The sequence below is a fragment of the Providencia sp. NPDC089933 genome (assembly GCF_049545585.1).
GTDB lineage: Bacteria > Pseudomonadota > Gammaproteobacteria > Enterobacterales > Enterobacteriaceae > Providencia > Providencia huashanensis.
The window spans coordinates 378,316-396,622 of sequence record NZ_JBMWDT010000003.1 but is presented as its reverse complement, the minus strand read 5'-3'; the positions used below and the strand labels follow the sequence as shown (position 1 = coordinate 396,622).

15 protein-coding genes are annotated in these 18,307 nt (G+C 37.5%); 9 read left to right on the top strand and 6 right to left on the bottom strand.

The window, feature by feature from the left end:
- Positions 1-1,425 precede the first annotated feature (1,425 nt).
- Complete coding sequence (locus ACPEH5_RS07205; protein WP_210847191.1) at positions 1,426-2,976, top strand: aromatic amino acid ammonia-lyase; 1,551 nt, start codon at positions 1,426-1,428, stop codon at positions 2,974-2,976.
- 15 nt (positions 2,977-2,991) lie between these two features.
- On the opposite strand, the gene idi is transcribed toward ACPEH5_RS07205, so the two are convergent.
- The 4 genes from idi to ACPEH5_RS07185 all read right to left on the bottom strand — a co-directional run bounded on the left by idi (position 2,992) and on the right by ACPEH5_RS07185 (position 7,413).
- Complete coding sequence (gene idi / locus ACPEH5_RS07200; protein WP_071547687.1) at positions 2,992-3,513, bottom strand: isopentenyl-diphosphate Delta-isomerase; 522 nt, start codon at positions 3,511-3,513, stop codon at positions 2,992-2,994.
- Positions 3,514-3,680: 167 nt separating this feature from the next.
- Entirely contained in the window at positions 3,681-4,319 is a 639-nt protein-coding gene (narL, locus tag ACPEH5_RS07195; RefSeq protein WP_226619212.1) for a two-component system response regulator NarL, read from the bottom strand.
- Between the two features lie 37 nt (positions 4,320-4,356).
- Positions 4,357-6,117 (bottom strand): nitrate/nitrite two-component system sensor histidine kinase NarX, encoded by a 1,761-nt coding sequence (gene narX / locus ACPEH5_RS07190; protein ID WP_048608607.1) that lies wholly within the window; start codon positions 6,115-6,117, stop codon positions 4,357-4,359.
- 384 nt (positions 6,118-6,501) lie between these two features.
- Complete coding sequence (locus tag ACPEH5_RS07185; protein WP_281110700.1) at positions 6,502-7,413, bottom strand: DUF808 domain-containing protein; 912 nt, start codon at positions 7,411-7,413, stop codon at positions 6,502-6,504.
- A gap of 293 nt (positions 7,414-7,706) precedes the next feature.
- On the opposite strand from ACPEH5_RS07185, the gene ACPEH5_RS07180 reads away from it, so the two are divergent.
- On the top strand, positions 7,707-8,693 hold the full coding sequence (locus ACPEH5_RS07180) for a glycosyltransferase (RefSeq protein ID WP_042849087.1): 987 nt from the start codon (positions 7,707-7,709) through the stop codon (positions 8,691-8,693).
- A 41-nt stretch (positions 8,694-8,734) separates the two neighbouring features.
- On the opposite strand, the gene ACPEH5_RS07175 is transcribed toward ACPEH5_RS07180, so the two are convergent.
- The gene (locus ACPEH5_RS07175) at positions 8,735-9,679 is read right to left on the bottom strand and encodes a nucleoside hydrolase (RefSeq protein WP_042849085.1); all 945 of its coding nucleotides are present in this window, start codon (positions 9,677-9,679) and stop codon (positions 8,735-8,737) included.
- Between the two features lie 254 nt (positions 9,680-9,933).
- Between ACPEH5_RS07175 and ACPEH5_RS07170 the strand changes: the two genes are divergently transcribed.
- The 5 genes from ACPEH5_RS07170 (at position 9,934) to ACPEH5_RS07150 (ending at position 15,113) form a co-directional block, all read left to right on the top strand.
- Positions 9,934-10,680, top strand: a complete 747-nt coding sequence (locus ACPEH5_RS07170) for a helix-turn-helix transcriptional regulator (RefSeq protein WP_042849084.1) — start codon at positions 9,934-9,936, stop codon at positions 10,678-10,680.
- A gap of 319 nt (positions 10,681-10,999) precedes the next feature.
- Positions 11,000-12,304, top strand: coding sequence for an NAD(P)/FAD-dependent oxidoreductase (locus ACPEH5_RS07165; protein WP_042849083.1), 1,305 nt, complete (start codon positions 11,000-11,002; stop codon positions 12,302-12,304).
- 49 nt (positions 12,305-12,353) lie between these two features.
- Positions 12,354-12,722, top strand: coding sequence for a cupin domain-containing protein (locus tag ACPEH5_RS07160; protein WP_042849082.1), 369 nt, complete (start codon positions 12,354-12,356; stop codon positions 12,720-12,722).
- Between the two features lie 28 nt (positions 12,723-12,750).
- Positions 12,751-14,244 (top strand): aldehyde dehydrogenase family protein, encoded by a 1,494-nt coding sequence (locus ACPEH5_RS07155; RefSeq protein WP_042849081.1) that lies wholly within the window; start codon positions 12,751-12,753, stop codon positions 14,242-14,244.
- 125 nt (positions 14,245-14,369) lie between these two features.
- Positions 14,370-15,113 carry an SDR family oxidoreductase gene (locus tag ACPEH5_RS07150; protein ID WP_181469072.1) on the top strand — a complete coding sequence of 248 codons (744 nt, stop codon included), beginning with the start codon at positions 14,370-14,372 and terminating at the stop codon, positions 15,111-15,113.
- Between the two features lie 2 nt (positions 15,114-15,115).
- Here the strand turns inward: ACPEH5_RS07150 and ACPEH5_RS07145 are convergent, their stop codons facing one another.
- On the bottom strand, positions 15,116-15,784 hold the full coding sequence (locus ACPEH5_RS07145; protein ID WP_094301196.1) for a helix-turn-helix transcriptional regulator: 669 nt from the start codon (positions 15,782-15,784) through the stop codon (positions 15,116-15,118).
- A gap of 397 nt (positions 15,785-16,181) precedes the next feature.
- Here ACPEH5_RS07145 and ACPEH5_RS07140 point away from each other — a divergent pair, with 397 nt between their 5' ends.
- Positions 16,182-17,672, top strand: coding sequence for an APC family permease (locus ACPEH5_RS07140; RefSeq protein ID WP_042849078.1), 1,491 nt, complete (start codon positions 16,182-16,184; stop codon positions 17,670-17,672).
- Complete coding sequence (locus tag ACPEH5_RS07135) at positions 17,647-18,264, top strand: DUF3156 family protein (protein WP_042849077.1); 618 nt, start codon at positions 17,647-17,649, stop codon at positions 18,262-18,264. Before ACPEH5_RS07140 ends, ACPEH5_RS07135 begins: the two co-directional genes overlap by 26 nt.
- Positions 18,265-18,307 lie beyond the last annotated feature (43 nt).

Sequence of the window (18,307 nt, the reverse complement as noted above, 5' to 3'; positions counted from 1 at the left end):
GGTTAGGTGATGAGGCGTGGCAGTGTGGAGCGAAGAGTGAGGTGTTCAGTCTCAGGGCGACTCTGATTGTGAGGGCTCTGCCTAGGGTAATGAGGTATTGACACCACTGCATATTTTATTATCCTGTAGGCTAACTTCTAACTTCTAACTTCTAACTTCTAACTTCTAACTTCTAACTTCTAACTTCTAACTTCTAACTTCTAACTTCTAACTTCTAACTTCTAACTGCTAACTGCTAACTGCTAACTTCTAACTTCTAACTGCTAACTGCTAACTGCTAACTGCTAACTGCTAACTGCTAACTGCTAACTGCTAACTGCTAACTGCTAACTGCTAACTGCTAATGTCTAGCTTCTAAATTAACAGTCTGATTAACAGAGGGCTAGGTTAGCCCCTCATTAGTACAGAGATATTCTTTTCCTGCCCATCTCGTTTTCAGCAATTAAGTCACTTCGGTGAAAGGGATGATGACACGAGTGGAGGTTCTCTTTGTTGACTCGGCTCGTGACTCCTCGTGATTAATCATTAGCTTAGTGAATGTGCTTTGTATTTATGGCACTTATTGTCATCGAGGACCAATAATCCACTCAGTAACTTACGAGTACGTCTACTTCATTTTTATCATTTTAACCCTTATCGTAGTTCCTTTTCTCATCTAAAATCACCCTCAGTATTTATGCTACACCTTGTTGTTGCTAGTCAATAATTCACTTAGCAACTAACTTGTGTGATCACCTTGCTTATTGTGCTCGTGCTTTTTATTCGGTTTCTTATCATCGTATTGGTTATGGTCATGCATAAGCCCTTATTACTGGCTTTGGCAAAATGACATCTATATAGAAAATACAGATAAATGGCAGATATGGTTCGAAATGATGGGCTAATTAGTAGTCAGCTCAGTAATTAATTTTTTTGTATCTTAGGCGAAATTGATAGTGGCTAACAGGTGCTCATTTTGTTTACTTAGCCCGTTACTTCTTATGATTGAAAACAGAAAAAATAGAAAGCGGTAAGCTAATCAAAAATTAGCTTAATAATTAATCACTATAATTATGATAATTTTTAAGCTTAGCTAAATAATAACCAACTTAGAAATTAACTTTTATTATTAAATTATTATTGCGCTAGTTTTTATTGTATCCCTTATCATTCAAATATATAGATGCCCATGAATCATATTTTACGATGTATTAAAATATAAAATTGATTGATTTAAAACGAATGGTCTGGCATTACTTATTGTCCTCTATATTTAATAAAATTTGCTATTAAACATAATAAAACTATACCATTATAATTATTATTCCTCCCTAATTAATAATGTTTGATAGTTAAAGTTTAAAAATGATGAGTTTTAGTTTTTACTATAAATAAGTAAAAAGACAGTTGTAAATTGTTTATTTTTTCTTTTTTTAGAGAGGGTATATGGTTTTGCTGAATGGAAAAAACTTAAAACTTCATGATATAGAATTAATTATGAATGGTGAAGATATTGCTGTGGATTATATGGTAGTGGAAAAATTAGAAGAAAGCCATAACCTATTAATATTAGAGGCCGAGAAAGGAGCAAGGATATATGGTCTAACAGTAGGTGTTGGCTTAAATAAAGATACGGAATATATAAAATTAAATGGTAGGTTTACTGAAGAGCTAATTGAAAAATCAACGATATTTAATAAAAAACTAATACGTGCACATTCTGTGGGTATAGGTAAGCCAATAGATAGCTGTTTAATTAGAGGGATCATGGGAATTCACATTAACATGTTACTTAATGGTTATAGTGGAATTCAACCTAGAATAATTAATAGCTATGTCGAATTACTTAACAGAGATATCATTCCTTTTATCCCAAGCATGGGTTCTATTGGTGAGGGGGATATTACTATATTGAGTCATATAGGGCTTACATTATTAGGTGAGGGAGAGGTAATTTACCAAGGTAAAACAATGTCTTCTTCAAAGGCACTTCAACTTGCGGGCATTACCCCCATAGAACCTTGGGCAAAAGATTCACTCTCTTTATTATGTTCAAACGCTTATTCTGTTGCTATAGCAGCTGCTGCGTTATTAAAAACAGCACATTACATAAATATAAGTGAGTTATTGTATTGTTTAAATCTTCAAGCCTTAAATGGTAACCTCTCACCTTTAAATCAGCAGGTTTTGGATGCTTGTGCATACCCTGAAGTTATTGCAATGGGAGAAAAGCTTAGAAGCCTATTAGTTGGTTCTTCGTTGGAATGTTACGACGATGAACGTCATTTACAAGACCCTCTAAGCTATCGTTGTGGGGTATATCGGCTAGCAGAGTTGCGTTTAAGCTATGAACAAGCTAAAGAACAGCTCCTCATTCAAGTAAATGGATCAAATGATAATCCATGCGTGCTCACTAAACATGTAAATAATAATTTGGCTGAAAATGATTGTCATCAGGCAGTGCTTCCAAGTGGAAATTTTGAAACACTACCTTGGGTTTTATCTATCGAAAAATTAAGTTTAGCGATTGCTCATAATGCACTAGCAAGTGTACAGCAGATAGTAAAACTTAATGACCCTTATTTTACACAGCTAACTCGGTTTTTAGGTAATAGAACTGCATTTCATGCACTTGGTGCCATTGAAAAGCCCGCAGTTACTTTAGCAATGAGAATTAAATATCTAGCAATGCCAGCTTCATTAGATTACTTCTCTGTCGCAGGTGGTGTTGAGGATACTGCGACGAATGCACAGTTTGTTGCTGAAAAATTAAAAAATCAATTAATGTATGGATATGAATTAATTTCGATTGTGTTTTTATGTGTGGTACAAGCAATTAATTTAAGAAAAGAGAAAGATCCCTCTTATTTATTATCTTCAAAAACAGATAGTATTTATCATATGATAAGTGAATGTATTGATTTAAATGGTGAAGATAAATCACTTTCAAAAGAATTAACATTGATACATGATTATATCTTAAATTATGAAATATAATCATCGGGCAGTTAATTAAGCTAAATTGAAATTTAATGATGGGTATTTAGTCAGTATTTTTTTAAACCACGGAGTAAAAATCTCCGGTTGTTGATTAATTTCATAAATAAGTTTAGAAATACTAACCCAGCGGATGGATGCGACTTCTTCAATATTGGGATAGATCACTTTATTATAGTGGCCAACATATAGGTGGTCATATTCATGTTCTATTAATCCTCCACTCACTTCAGCATGGTAAGTGAATGAACCAACATGAGTTAAAGGCGTGATGAACCCTAATTCTTCATTAAGTCGTCGTTGTGCGGCTTGTAGGGTATCTTCATGTGGTTTTGGATGACTACAGCATGAATTAGCCCATTGGCCAGCAGAGTGATACTTATGAAGCGCTCTTTGCTGGATAAGCAATTCATTTTGGTCATTAAAAATGAAAATAGAGAAGGCGCGATGTAAGCGACCGAGTTGATGTGCGAGTAATTTAGGCATTACACCTATTGGTTCATCATTTTCATTAACTAAAATTAACTGATCTTCCATTTTTATTATTTCCATTAAAAACTATACGTATAGTTTATTATAACTAAAAATAAAAGTTTGCAAATTAGAGCTATTTATCTCTTATTTTAGTTTAGTTCTTAGTCTTATTTTTTTTAACTCGCAGCTATTTTATTATTTATATAGCTGCGATAGGGTTGTCGTGAGGATTATTTTTGTTGTAATACCCAAACAGCAGCTTCAACCCTAGATTTTAAGTTTAATTTTTTAAGTAAATGTTTAACGTGAACTTTTACTGTACTTTCTGCAATATCTAGTTTGCGAGCTATCATTTTATTGGACAACCCTTGTGAAATGAGTTCTAAGATGTCCGCTTCTCTTGGTGTTAAGGATGCAATATGGTTTTCATCTTGTGTTGTATTGTCCCTTAATGATTCAGCAAGTACTGAAGCTAGCGTTGGGCTGACAACTAATTTTCCACTGGCAGCCTCTTTAAGAGCCACAATAAGCTCTTCTGGTTCCATATCTTTAAGTAGATAACCATCAGCCCCTCTTTTTAACGCGTTGACTAGGTCATCACTATAGTTAGAGACGGTAAAAAGGATAATTCTTCCAGAAAGTTCCCTTTTTCTTAGCTCATCTAGAGTTTCAAAGCCATTCATACCCGGCATATTCAGATCGAGAAGAATTAAATCAGGGTCTTGTTCTGCTGCGATTTGGATACCTGTTTTCCCATCTCCTGCCTCTCCGATGACTTGTAATGAAGGTTCTAAACTAATCAGTTGTTTGACCCCATTTCTTAGCATCGGATGATCATCAATAAGTAGGATGGTTGATTTTTCATTCATTATATTTGTATTCTCCATAGATGATTTTTCCGGTGTTTTAAGCGTCAGGTAAAGGGAAAGTCACTTTAACTTGAGTTCCCCCTTGCTCTCTAGAAATAATAGAACACTCACCCTTAAGACTCAGTGCCCTTTCCCTCATAATAATTAGCCCATAATGGTTAAGTTTATCAGCATTAGATGAGATTCCAGTGCCATCATCAGTAATAGTAATGCTAGCGATACCCGCATGTTGACTTAATGATACTTCAGCCCGCTTAGCATTTGCATGTTTTAGGATATTACTAAGGGCTTCTCGGATTATTTGTATAATATGGATTGATTGGTGTGGCGAAATACTTTTCGCTGGTAGGTTATAATTTAATCCTATTGAATAGCCCATTCGTTCACTGAATTCGCTGATTGTACTCTCTAGAGAGGGTAAGAGCCCAGGCTCAGTTAATTTAAGCCTAAAGGTGGTTAATAACTCTCTTAACTGACTATACGCGGTATTAATCTCACTGCGCATTTCAGTTAACAACTGTTGAGGCCTTTCTGGTAATGGTTCAGGTTGCAATTGCAAATAGCTAATTTGCATTTTTAAGCAGGATAATGATTGAGCTATAGAGTCATGAAGCTCACGAGCAATGGCTGAGCGCTCATCCATTATCAATAGCTGTTGTTGTTGCTCTATTTGATGCTCCATTGCTAACATGCCTGAAATTTGCTTGGCCAATACAGAAACTAGATTGCTTTGTTCATCTGAAAGGACTTCTGTATCTTCAATTTCACCGATGATGACACCATATCGGTGCATGTTGTCAGACAAATCCCACTGCATAGTTATTGCTTTTTTTATTATCGGGGAGGGTTGTTTTGTAACATGATTATCTAATTCAGATAGCCCTATTGAATCACAACATATTTCATGAAAATAGGCATCATTACTTTCTTCGTATAACCGTAAGCTGAGATTTTTTAATAGGGTAATATTTTTGAGCTCAATCAGCACTTTTTGTAAGCGTGAATACAGAGGCTCCGAAGAATGTAAGATTTGGTTTGATTGATATAAATAAGATAAAACGCGATTTTTTGTCATCAGGTCCGCTGTTTTTTCTGCAACCCTTTCCTCTAATTGATGGTAACTTTGAGCCAACTCATCGGACATTTGGTTAAGTGTTTCACCCAAAGCGTTTAACTCATCTTGTTGGTGATTTTTAGGGTAGCGCTGACTAAAATCTTTTTGGCCAATAGCAGTCACCATTGACAATAATTTTACCCATGGGTAATAAATTTTCCGTCTTAGGTGCCACATTGTTCCCATTAATAACAAAAAAACTAAACTAATAAAAACGAGCTGGGTCATTGCGACATAAGCAATTTTTCTTTCTGTTTTTTCATCAATATTATGGACTAGTTCATCAAGCTTATTAACGAATGATATTACTTCGTATCTTGCATCATTTGGTGACTCAGCAGCCATTAGCGCTGGTTTCAGTGTATGTAGCCAATAATTATGAAGTTCATTAAATTGGGGGGTTAAATTTTCGACTTTTACTACTTGTGTTAGTTCTGGGCTTACTAAATCATTTTCTAATATACCTAGATAACGTTGATTTTGAGTATTTAATGGTACTAAGGAAAGTAACCTGTAGCTTTGCATTCTTAAGGAGCCTGATTTATTTATTGCATGGGCATTGCCTTGGACGCTAATAATCATACGATTTGAAATCGTCATTCCAATAATCCCCAAGATCGCAATAAGTAGCATCAGGCCGATTACTTGGTTAATAATTGAAAAGCGACGATACAGAGTCGGCATTTTTCCTTCCTCAAAAATAAAGCTCATAGTAAATTAAAAAGCTTGAACACCTAGTATTGTTCATAAAGAGCATAATATTAAATATACTACTTTGGTGGTATATTTTTTCGGTGGTGTGAGCGCTAAAGCAAAAAATTAAGCTTTAATATATATACTGATGATTTCAACTAATTGATATTTAATGGTTAATCTATTTTTTTGTTATATTCTAAAATACACATCTACGTATTATAACGTAAATTAAAGATGAATTTCTTTTGATTTAGATCAGTTTGCTTATGTTTGTAACTCGATATGCAATTAAATTTATAGCGAAAAAATAAAAATGGTAAACAATGGAGAGAAAGATAGCACTCAACCGTCTGTGCTATCTTATTTTTGAGGTTAACTTTTTTTAAGTTTTTTGAATAAATTGATTATTGCAACTAGAAGTAAACCTACGATTAAACCAAAAAATAAATTAATAATGGTAGGTAAGACAAACTGCATTGTACTGCCAATAATAGGGGTCAAAATTGCGGTAAAAGCAATTTCATCGATCCATTCTGAAATGTAACTAATACCATGTGTCAAAATACCACCACCAACCATGAACATTGCGGCTGTGCCTACAATAGATAAGGTTTTCATTAGATATGGTGTGATATAAATTAAAGCATTGCCACATTTTTTTAATGCTGTAGATGCTTTCTTCTGCAAGTAAAACCCTAAGTCATCTAATTTAACAATACCTGCGACTAGCCCATAAACACCTATTGTCATTACAATCGCAATAATAGAAAGCACAATAACTTGATTCATAAAGGTCGTTGAAGAAACAATCCCTAATGTTATTGCAATGATTTCAGCAGATAGTACAAAGTCAGTACGGATAGCACCTTTGATTTTTTTACTTTCAAACTCGCTAAGCATTTCAGGAGATAATTGTTTTTGCATAGTAGCGGCTGTTTTTGTTTCGGGGTGCAATAACTTATGTGCAATTTTCTCTGCACCTTCAAAACATAGGTAAGCCCCACCAAGCATAAGTAATGGTGTAATAGCCCAAGGTAAAAAGGCACTAATTAGTAGTACTAAAGGGACAAGTATTAATTTATTAATAAACGAGCCTTTAGCAACTGACCAAACAACAGGAAGTTCTCTATCAGCCCGTACTCCTGTGACTTGCTGAGCATTTAAAGCGAGGTCATCACCCAAAACGCCAGATGTTTTTTTAGCTTCCATTTTAGTCATGACGGAAACATCGTCTAATACTGCGGCAATATCATCAAGTAATGTGAGTAAACTGCTTCCAGCCAAAATAATATCCTCATTATTTTCTTTTTTAAGGTGTAGTTAATGTTTATTAGGTTGGTTTAGCGATAATTAGTTCACTTGGCATTAACCATAATCTATAAAATTTAATAATACCATTACAGTTAAAAATGCCGCGCATTGAATTATTAAATTTTTATGACAATGGAACCAATGCGTTTTTTGTGTTTCTAACTAATTAATTTTAGTGAAGTAACACATTTATAGTTGGTCTTTCGGTCTGACTTAACCACTTTGGGTTATAAATAATTTTAAGTAGATTGGTATAAGGTTAATACATGTCTTCTCAGCCAGTTTTGAGCATTGTTGTTGCCGTTTATAATGGTGAAAAATTTCTACCTCAGTTTTTTGAAAGTTTAATAGCGCAAAAATTAGAGAACTGGGAGCTTATTGTTGTTAATGATGGCTCTAAGGATGATAGTGAAAGCGTTATCAATGCTTATGCAGATAAGTTTGCTTGTTTCAAAGTATTATCTCAGGAAAATCAAGGTGTTTCGGTTGCTCGTAATACTGGAATGGCTGAAGCAACGGGGAAATATATTACATTTCCTGATATAGACGATGAAATTAACCCTAAAATGTATGGACGTCTATTAGAAATCGCATTATCTGGAGACCTAGACGTTGCAACCTGTAATGGGACATATGTTTATACCAATGGTGACGCACCGAAGGCTATTTTCCCACCAAACAAAGTACCCTCTACGGGGGTGATATCTGGTCCTGAATGGCTTGAAAAAGGGTTAAGCTCACGTAAGTTTTTACATGTGACTTGGTTGAACTTATACCGTTTAGAGATGTTACGCCAACATGATTTTTTCTTTGAGCCTAAGTTGCATCATCAAGATATTCCTTGGACGACTGAAGTTTTGTTAGTAGCAAAACGTGTGCAATTTATTAATGAACAGTATTATCGTTATTTGATCCATAACCAATCAGTTTCTCACTCATTGACGGGTGATGAACGCTCAGTTCGTAAGATAAACACTTATTTGAAAATCATTGATATGTTGCTAGATATTTATCGGCGCTATCCTGAGCAAGTCAAACAAGCACCAGCTTGCTTATGGCAGGTTGGTAAGGAAGGCTTAGGGGTGATCCAAGCCTTACTGGCAATTAAGTCACCTGAAACACAAAAAGAGATGGTGCAGCAGTTTTTTGATAAAGGTTACTGGCAAGTAGTATGGGAACATGCGACGACAGTAAAACTTAAGTGGCGTTTAATTAGGCGCTATACCAAATTAAAAGAAATCCTTAAATCATAATCTTTTGAAAAGGTAGCTGACAGAGGCTACCTTTTCATTATTTATTTACCTAATTGCTTAAGGGAATTTATAAACATTTCCCATAGTTTTGGGTTATCGAGCTTTGTGGCAACTTGTGTATGGCATTCGGCTTTGGCCGGCATACGAAAATCAGTGACAGTCATCCCTGTAGTTAAAGTACCTTGTAACTCGATATCAATTGGCGCTTTAACTGTTTCCATTATCGATGGGTTAATAACATAAGCGACGGCACAAAGGTCATGGACAGGTGCATGGTCGCTATAACCATTACGTTGGCGATAACCTGTTGTGTAGTAATTTAGGGATTCCACAACAAATTGGCTAATTGGTGTATTCAAACGAGCAATTTGTTCCATGATTAGATCATTTGGCCTAGCCTGGTGGGTGAGGTCTAATCCAACCATGGTAATCGGCCATTTTTCATTAAATACAATATGGGCGGCTTCAGGGTCTATGATGATATTAAATTCAGCTACAGCAGAGCGATTACCGGTATGGTAGCCTCCCCCCATCAGAACGACTTCTTTTACTAACTCTACAATTTCAGGTGCTTTTCTGACGGCTAAAGCAATATTTGTTAATCCACCAATAGGAACGAGAGTAATTGTTTTAGGGGGATGAGATTTGATTGTATCGATGATCAAATCGACAGCATGGCGTTGGTCAATTGGCTGTGTTGGCTCTGGAAGGTGTGTCCCATCAAGCCCTGTGCTTCCATGAACTTCAGGGGCAGTTTGTATTGTCCTTACTAAGGGACGAGGGCAGCCAGCAGCTATAGGGATATTATTTGCACCAACGAATTCCATAATTGCGCGTGCGTTGTGAGTCACTTTGTCTAGAGTTTGGTTTCCAACGACAGTCGTGACAGCGAGTAAATCTATATTTGGGTTACCTAACGCCAAAAAGATAGCCATAGCATCATCATGTCCAGGATCACAATCTAAAATAATTTTGTATTTCTGCATTTTTGCTCCTTTCATTATGTTATTTACTTTTGATTAACATAATATAAGGATTTATTTATTATTTTGTGATTTAAGCTTCATTTTAATGAATACTAATGTAATGAAACTATTCATTAATGTTACTAATATCATAGTGACATAATTAACATATTAATAACAATCATGTTGAGTTTATAAAGATTATGTGTTTCTTATATCCTTTAGCTTGGAGTATAAATACACTTTATTAATAAGTTAATAAACTAGGAGGGAGCATGGATAATTATCTCAATAAATTGCCAGATGTAATTGATTCTGTTGCAACTAACCAGTTTTACCCTAATTTATTATCATGGTTATCTTCATTCATCACATTTGATAATGCGATTGTATATTCTTTTGAGAAAGGTGCGCCTCCTCGATTTCTATCTAAAGTCGAACGTCGCAATAGTGATAGTGTTAATAGGATCTATCAGCGAGGTGCTTATTTAATGGACCCATTCTATCAAGAAATCCAGAAAGGGGGCGCTTCGACGGTACTCACGCTAAAAGAATTGGCACCTAAAGGTTTTTATCACACTGATTATTATCTTAATTTCTATCGTAAAACGGGTTGGTGTGATGAAGCGGGTTTATTGTTAGAAATCTCAACAGGTAGGCAACTAGGGATCTTTTTTGGTAACGAAGATAGACCTTTCTTCTCAGGAAAGCACACACAAGCCCCACTTAAAGATGCTTGCGATATTATTCGTAGTATGGCTAGGCTTCATAAAGAAGTCTCTCCTCATGCAGTTTCTCATCATTACCGAAATGCGGATATGCAAACGCGGTTTGGGTTAACCCCAAGAGAGTGTGAGGTTGTTGAACTGATCCTTGCTGGTAAAGGCTCCCCACAGATTGCACAGTCGCTTTTTATCAGTTTAGGGACAGTCAAAAATCATCGTAAGAATATTTACCAGAAATTAGATATTAATTCGCAAGCTGAATTATTTAACTTATTTATGAATAGGCCAATTCAATAGGTAGGGTGAATTTCCTTACCTCAAAATATTAGAATTATTTAGTTTATTTATCATGGTGTTAGTTTTATCTAATATTTATTAGAATACTTTTAAGTATTTCAACTCATAAATTGTTATATTATTAATATGGCAATAATTATCTAATTAATTGAATTTTAATTAAAAAAATAAACTTTACTAAATTTTATTTTTATATAAATATTCTACTCACGTCACAAATGTTAACTTTATGTTTCGAATGTCCCTAAAGGGCTATGTAATTGTTAATGCAAGGTTAAGATAATCAGGTTATCGAAAGATACTAAACAGGGTATCCGTTATGAATAACCAAGTAGAATCACTAACTTATTATGCTGCAACTAAGAAATATGACTTACGCTTTCCTACATTAAAAGAAGATCTTGATGTGGATGTTGTCATTATTGGTGGTGGCTTTTCAGGGGTCCACACGGCACTCGAGTTGTGTGAAAAAGGTATTACCAATATTGCTATCTTGGAGGGGCGTCACCTAGGCTATGGTGGTTCTGGGCGTAATGGCGGCCAAGTTATGGCAGGTATTGGCCATGATATTGATGCAATTAAAAAATATGTTGGCCCTGAAGGGTTAGAAACGATCTTTAAGCTCAGTAACATGGGGGCTGGGATCATGCGTGAGCGTATCGCTAAATATGATATCGATGCTGATTTCTGCCGCGGTTACGCTTATTTAGGTAGCAACAAGCGCCAAGAAAAAACCTTACGTGGTTGGCTAAAGGATTTTAAATCCGTTGATCCCGATGAGGAAATTGAATTCTATAGTGGTACAGAACTGAAACAGATTATCGGTTCTGATGCTTATACCTGTGGTATCAAACACATGGGGGGTGGGCATGTTCATTCATTGAATTTGCTATTGGGTGAAGCAAAAGCAATAAGTGAAATTTATGGCGCTAAAATTTTTGAAAATAGCCAAGTATTAAATGTTGAGTATGGAAATACCATCACGGTAAGAACGGCGATGGGCACGGTTAAAGCCCAAAAAATGTTATGGGCTTGCGATTCGTTCTTAAACGGTCTTGAACCAACAATTTACCCTAAAACGATTAATACTTACGCATATCAATTAATGACGGAAGAATTGCCGGACGAGCTAATTGAACAGATCAGCCCAATCCGAGGCGCATATAGTGACATTCGCCCTGTAATTGATTACTACCGTGTGACGAATGAAAACCGTTTATTATTTGGCAGTTCGACGCATTTCCTTGAGTACATTCCATCTGATCTTAAAGCATGGAACCGGAATTTAATGTTAAAAGTCTTTCCTTACCTCAAAGATGTCAAAATCGAACTTGCTTGGGGGGGGCCAATGGCCTGTAGTGCAAATTTATTTCCCCAAATTGGTACATTACCACAGCATAAAAATGTGTTTTATGCTCAAGGGTATTCCGGTTTCGGTGTCACGCCTAGCCAAATTGTCTGTAAAGTTCTTGCTGAGGGGATGGTGGAAGGTTCGCATCGTTATGACTTAATGAGCTCTATTCCTCATGCCAACATTATTGGTAAAGATAGCATGCGTAATGTCATTGTTTCACTTGCCAAAATTATGCATCAAACATCGGGTTATTGGCAGGGGCGGCGCTAGTTCGTTATCAGTCCATCTATTTTATTAAAATTGATTAAAGGTAAAAATCATGATTAGTCCATTATTATTGAATAAACCACTGCCGGAATTACTGAATGTAGGTAGTGTTACAAACTTAGGGTCTGTAGTTGTCGAGGGCGATCCTCAAGCGAGTGTTGCGATGATACATGGCGAACCCACTGATAATCTGACATGTGGAATTTTCGCTTGTACAAAAGGTAAGTTCAAAATGGTATACCCATTTGATGAAATGGCGACCGTTCACGAAGGTTCAGTCAAGTTAACCGATGTGAAAACGGGTGTAACGGTTGAATATCATAAGGGTGATACATGGTTTGCAGCGAAAGGGACAGAAGTTTTGTGGGAAATTGATGCCCCGCGTTTTGTCAAACATTACCTAGCTTGTGTCAATGCCTAATTAATTCCTATTAAGTGGAGTGATAACGATGAGTGAGTTAACCCTATTACCAGAGGTCAGTGAATTTCTGAAACGTCAACATGGCCATTTTATCAACGGGTTGCCGGTTTCTGGCATGGGCGATACTTTTTTTAATGTCGTTAATCCAGCCACTGAGCAAGTCATTGCGAAAGTGAAAGAAGGCACATTAGCAGACGTTGATGCAGCAATGGAAGCTGCTCACGCTGCATTCAAAGGGGCTTGGGCAAATACAACACCGATGGAGAGAGGGAATTGCTTAAACCGCCTTGCTGATTTGTTTGAGAAACATCTTGAAGAACTGGCTCAGCTAGAAACCCTTTGTTCAGGGAAAACAATTCAGCTTTCTCGTTTTCTTGAAGTGGGTTCGTCCGCACAATTTTTACGTTATTTTGCTGGTTGGGCAACGAAAATCAGTGGTGAGACTCTCAATGTTTCATTGCCTTCATTTAATGGTGAAAAATACACGGCATTTACACAGCGGGAGCCTGTTGGGGTAGTAGCAGGTATTATTCCTTGGAATTTTTCCATAATGATTTCTATTTGGAAATTGGCCGCTGCATTAACTTGCGGTTGTACCATTGTGTTAAAGCCGAGTGAATTTACCCCTCTAACGATGTTAAGGGTAGTTGAGCTAGCAAAAGAAGCAGGTATCCCAGACGGGGTTATTAATATCATTAATGGTGGAGGTCGTGAAGTTGGGCCTGCACTGATCCATCATCCTCTATGTTCCAAAGTGACATTTACGGGTTCTGTACCAACGGGGCTAGCGGTAGGGCGTACCGCAATGGAAGGAAAATTAACCCGTGTTACGCTTGAGTTAGGTGGTAAAAATGGCGCTGCATTCTTAGCGGATTTACCCGTTGAAAAAATAGTCAATGGCATCATTGAGGCTGGATATCTGAATCAGGGGCAAATTTGTGCAGCCGCGGAGCGTTTCTATATTCCATCTAAGTTAATGGAACCCGTATTAACTGAGTTAAAAGCCCGCTTGTCTGTGATGAAAGTGGGGGCGCCGTTAGATGAAACAACAGAAATGGGGCCACTCGCAAATAAAGCGCATTATGAAAAAATTCTCGCTTTATTTGAAAAAGCACGCCAAGAGGGTAATGAAATTATTTATGGCGGCCAGCCTATTGCTGGTACAGGTTATTTTGTACCGCCAACCATTATTCGTGCAAATAGCCCAGATGATGCGTTGATGAAGGAAGAAACATTTGGCCCTGTAGGGACATTCCTCAGTTATGACAATGAAGATGAACTTATTGAGTTAATGAATAGTACTCCATTTGGTTTAGCGGCTAGCTTATGGACTAATGACCTAAGTAAAGCGATGCGCATGATTTCACAAATTGAAGCGGGGACTGTTTGGGTGAATATGCATACCTTCCTTGACCCAGCAGTGCCTTTTGGTGGAATTAAGTCATCAGGGGTTGGGCGTGAGTTTGGTAGTGCCTTTATCGAGTATTACACCGAGTTAAAATCTGTCATGGTGCGTTATTAGTATTTAGCTAACATGAAATTAATCAATATTTCCCGGCGATTAAGCCGGGTTTTTTGTATTTTATTGCGCATAGAGTGCAAGTTATGGTTAAGATAGGTTAATTATCATTACTGGTAGATAACCTAATGCAAAAAGTGTTGATTACAGGGGGGAGCAGGGGGATTGGCCGTGCTACCGCCATCCAGTTAGCAAGCCTAGGTATGCATGTGTTGGTCAATTATAAAAGTGACCAACAGTCCGCAGAAAATCTTGTTAGGGAAATCCAAGCCTCGGGTGGTATGGCTGATGCATTTCAATGTGATATTAGTGATGAAAGTGATGTTGTTAAGCTATTCAACTCTATCAGGCAACAGTACGGTGACCTTCATTTTTTAGTCAATAATGCCGGTGTTTTATTTCAACAATCGACTACTGAGGGGTTGTCAGCGGAACGTATTAATAAGGTGCTGGCGACTAACGTAACTGGGCTACTGATTTGTTGCAGAGAATTCATTAAGCATGCCCGTTTCTTTAATCAATTTCAAAATAAAGCCATTGTTAATGTTTCCTCAGCTGCGGCTCGGTTAGGGGCTGCGGGGGAGTATATTGATTATGCGGCTTCTAAAGGTGCTGTGGACTCTATTACGAAAGGGTTGTCATTAGAACTGGCTGAGCTAGGTATTCGTGTGAATGGTGTACGCCCTGGCTATATCTATACACAGATGCATAAGGATGGTGGTGAGGAAGGTCGAGTGGATCGCATTGCGGCACAGTTACCGATGAAAAGAGGTGGAGAGCCTAGGGAAATTGCGGAGATTATCACTTGGTTACTGAGTGATGCTTCATCCTATGTCACAGGGACAATAATTGATGCGGCTGGTGGCCGTTAGGGCTAAAAATGCTTTTCTTGGCGAATAATGAACCCTGATGAAACAAGTTCTGTCCGGTTGGTGACTTGTGCTTTGGTAAAAATATTCCGCAAATGCGTTTTTACCGTAGACAGAGATACACCTAATAATAATGCAATACGTTTGTTGCTTGCACCTTCTCGTACTAAGTGGATAATTTCTTGTTCTTTAGGGGTATAAGAAACTAAGGAATCAGGCAGCACATCAAATGTCATTAGCTCTGCAACAGGTAAAATTGCATTTAACCGCATGATTTCTTGTTGGCTAAAAGGGCTATCTCGCATGATTGAAATTCCAGCAATAATCTTATTTTTCCGCCGAATAAAGATTTCAGCCATATCCGTCATATTATTTGGTTGCATAAAGTCATGGAAGAATGCCTGATTTTGCTGACGTGCCTCCGCCCCCATTCTCACTAAGCGTAAGTCACTGCTACGAAAGTTATTCGGGTGTAAAGGATCTAGCTGATAAAAACAGGCAAGATAATCTTGGTGCATTTTTGCGGGAACCCCATAAAGTATATAGTTATCGGGTTGCCAGTGGTCATTAACCAGATAATACACGGATGCTGATATAGGAATAATATGAGCAATCGTATTTAGGCAGCAATCAATCAATGTTTGTTGGTGAGGGCTAAACAATAAAGAGCTCATCATATTACCTTCCGTAGCCAATCGAATTATTATCATGCGTCTTATTGATATTAACATAAAGTAAACATGTTAATAACGTGAGGTTGCTTGCAGTATTTAAAAATCGTTAAAACCCATCCAATAATGCTCTATTGCTTTTGGGTATCTTTAGTGAACTTATTATTAATATATTAACAAAGCGTTTTTTTGTTATGCATTGATATCTAATTAATTATCTATTTTTTGATTCAGTTGTTGGTACTTTTTGCGCTGTTTTTTGGTTCCCCCCTCTCTCTGGGTATCGTCCTTTAGAACGATAGCGAGTCGTTTGTGCTTATTTTTATAGTGGCAATTCAGTCACTATATTTTTACAAAAAATTCACATTCATGACTGTGTATGGAGCGAGAGGGAAGAAAAATGAATTTATCCTCAAAATTGTCGTCACATCTAGAGAATGGGAAAGTTGGCTTTCCTACAACATTGGCAAGTTCTGCCGGTTTGATTATGGCTAGTCCTGTTATCTTAACGGTTATTAGTGGATTCGGCATTGGCGGTGATACTTTTGCTTTAGCGGTGTTGTTGAGTTTTATTATGATGCAAGCTCAGCTAACAACATTTTCTGAAGCTGCTGCAATCCTACCAACATCAGGTTCGGTATATGATTATATTTCTTGTGGAATGGGGCGCTTCTGGGCAATTACTGGGGCGCTTTCTGCCTATTTAATAGTGCATGTCTTTGCTGGAACGGCCGAAACAATTCTTTCTGGAATTATGGCGTTGGTTAATTTTGAGCATTTAAATACGGTTTTAGAAACCAGTAATTCCTCGTGGATGGTTGGTGTTGGGCTTGTTGTTACTTTTGGTATTTTAAACGCTTTTGGGATCGAAGCTTTTGGTAAGGTGGAAGTTGTGCTGACGTTTGCTATGTGGTCTACATTAGTGATCTTCAGCATAAGCGGCTTGTTATTACCATTTCATGTACAGACGGATGGTTGGTTTGGTCAGCCATTGAATACAGACCCAACATTAGTACTGAGTTTTATTGGAATGGCCATGTTCATGTTTGTAGGGTGTGAGTTAGTGACACCAATGGCGCCTGAGATTAAAAACTCAGCCAAAGTTATTCCGCGGGCAATGACAACAGGGTTGTTCTGTGTCGCTCTGTGTATGGTGCTATTTGGAGCCGCATTAGCGAACCAAGTGGAAAATGTGGTGGTTGACCCACAAACGGGAACCCGTTTATTGGAAACACCAATGGCTATTCCAGCATTTGCGGAATTAGTGATGGGTGAGTTTGGTAAATATTGGATTGGTGTGGCACTTTTACTTGCTGGTGGAGCCACAATCAATACTTTAATGGCCGCAGTACCGCGTATTCTTTACGGGATGGCACTTGATGGTGCATTACCTCGCATCTTTGCTTACTTACACCCACGCTTTAAAACACCAGTATTTGGTATTTTAGTTGCTGTGATGATCCCTTGTTTACACGCCTTTGCTATCCAAGGCGATCTTGACCGCATCATTCCTTTAGTATTAGCCGCTGTGTGCTCTTGGGGAGTTGCTTATTTATTGGTAACTATTTCCGTGGTGCTATTGCGTATCCGTCGCCCTGATTTACACCGCGCTTATCGTTCACCATTCTTCCCTCTGCCACAGATTATTTCGAGTGTGGGCATTATTTTAGCCATTGTTTATATCACTCCACCGGGTATGAGTAAGTCTGATGTATATATTCCTTTTGCAATAATGTTAGGTTTAACTGCTGGTTATGCCTTAATTTGGACGGTTTTTGTGCAAAAAGTTAACCCATTCAAACCGCTAAGTGTAGAGTCAGTCCTATCAAACTCATTCCGAGATGAAGAAATTGAGGGAGGCCAACTTGAGCCATTACGCAACCTCGCCTAAATATTCGCTATGGCAGCGGCTAGGCAGCAGATTAACCAAAAAACGTTTACCAGTGGGCTATCAAACTGGGCTAACACTTAATCGTATTGAGCGAGATATGCTTCCTTATCCGTGTGAATGGCGGGCACCGGGAGCGCTCCTTATTCAATTACAACCTGAATTAACGATTGAAGTCACTGAACGCCCAAGAAAGCTGTTTCTTGCTTTTATTGTATATAGCCGTTTTGCCGTTTCTGGTATTTGTCATCAGGATATTAATGCAAAAATTGAAGTAAAAACGCGAGGAAGTGTAAGGAAAAAACATATCCATTTTGTATCTAAACAAATAGATGGGGCTAAGGTTATTGGCTGGTTGAATGAATATCCCATTATTCGGCAAACATTAGAAGAGTTGGATTTTAACCGATGCCAAATAGAGCTTAATCATGGTCAGTGGCGTTGTGAGATTGAACCTTTTACTGCATCAGAGATGGTCAGTCGTATTCCTGCAACACGACGTTATCTGAGGCTGGAGAGCAAGCAACGTCATCGTTTATTGAGCGCATTACAGTTAATTAGCCAACTGATGGAAAAAAAACGGATTATCCGTTGAATTTGAATAAGTTCTTTGATAGTAATAATTATTATTATCAATT

Bases quoted from the DNA above. Each gene is read 5' to 3' on its own strand.
- ACPEH5_RS07205 (WP_210847191.1), top strand. From the start codon at position 1,426: ATGGTTTTGCTGAATGGAAAAAACTTAAAACTTCATGATATAGAATTA.
- idi (WP_071547687.1), bottom strand. From the start codon at position 3,513: ATGGAAGATCAGTTAATTTTAGTTAATGAAAATGATGAACCAATAGGT.
- narL (WP_226619212.1), bottom strand. From the start codon at position 4,319: ATGAATGAAAAATCAACCATCCTACTTATTGATGATCATCCGATGCTA.
- narX (WP_048608607.1), bottom strand. From the start codon at position 6,117: ATGCCGACTCTGTATCGTCGCTTTTCAATTATTAACCAAGTAATCGGC.
- ACPEH5_RS07180 (WP_042849087.1), top strand. From the start codon at position 7,707: ATGTCTTCTCAGCCAGTTTTGAGCATTGTTGTTGCCGTTTATAATGGT.
- ACPEH5_RS07175 (WP_042849085.1), bottom strand. From the start codon at position 9,679: ATGCAGAAATACAAAATTATTTTAGATTGTGATCCTGGACATGATGAT.
- ACPEH5_RS07170 (WP_042849084.1), top strand. From the start codon at position 9,934: ATGGATAATTATCTCAATAAATTGCCAGATGTAATTGATTCTGTTGCA.
- ACPEH5_RS07165 (WP_042849083.1), top strand. From the start codon at position 11,000: ATGAATAACCAAGTAGAATCACTAACTTATTATGCTGCAACTAAGAAA.
- ACPEH5_RS07160 (WP_042849082.1), top strand. From the start codon at position 12,354: ATGATTAGTCCATTATTATTGAATAAACCACTGCCGGAATTACTGAAT.
- ACPEH5_RS07155 (WP_042849081.1), top strand. From the start codon at position 12,751: ATGAGTGAGTTAACCCTATTACCAGAGGTCAGTGAATTTCTGAAACGT.
- ACPEH5_RS07150 (WP_181469072.1), top strand. From the start codon at position 14,370: ATGCAAAAAGTGTTGATTACAGGGGGGAGCAGGGGGATTGGCCGTGCT.
- ACPEH5_RS07145 (WP_094301196.1), bottom strand. From the start codon at position 15,784: ATGAGCTCTTTATTGTTTAGCCCTCACCAACAAACATTGATTGATTGC.
- ACPEH5_RS07140 (WP_042849078.1), top strand. From the start codon at position 16,182: ATGAATTTATCCTCAAAATTGTCGTCACATCTAGAGAATGGGAAAGTT.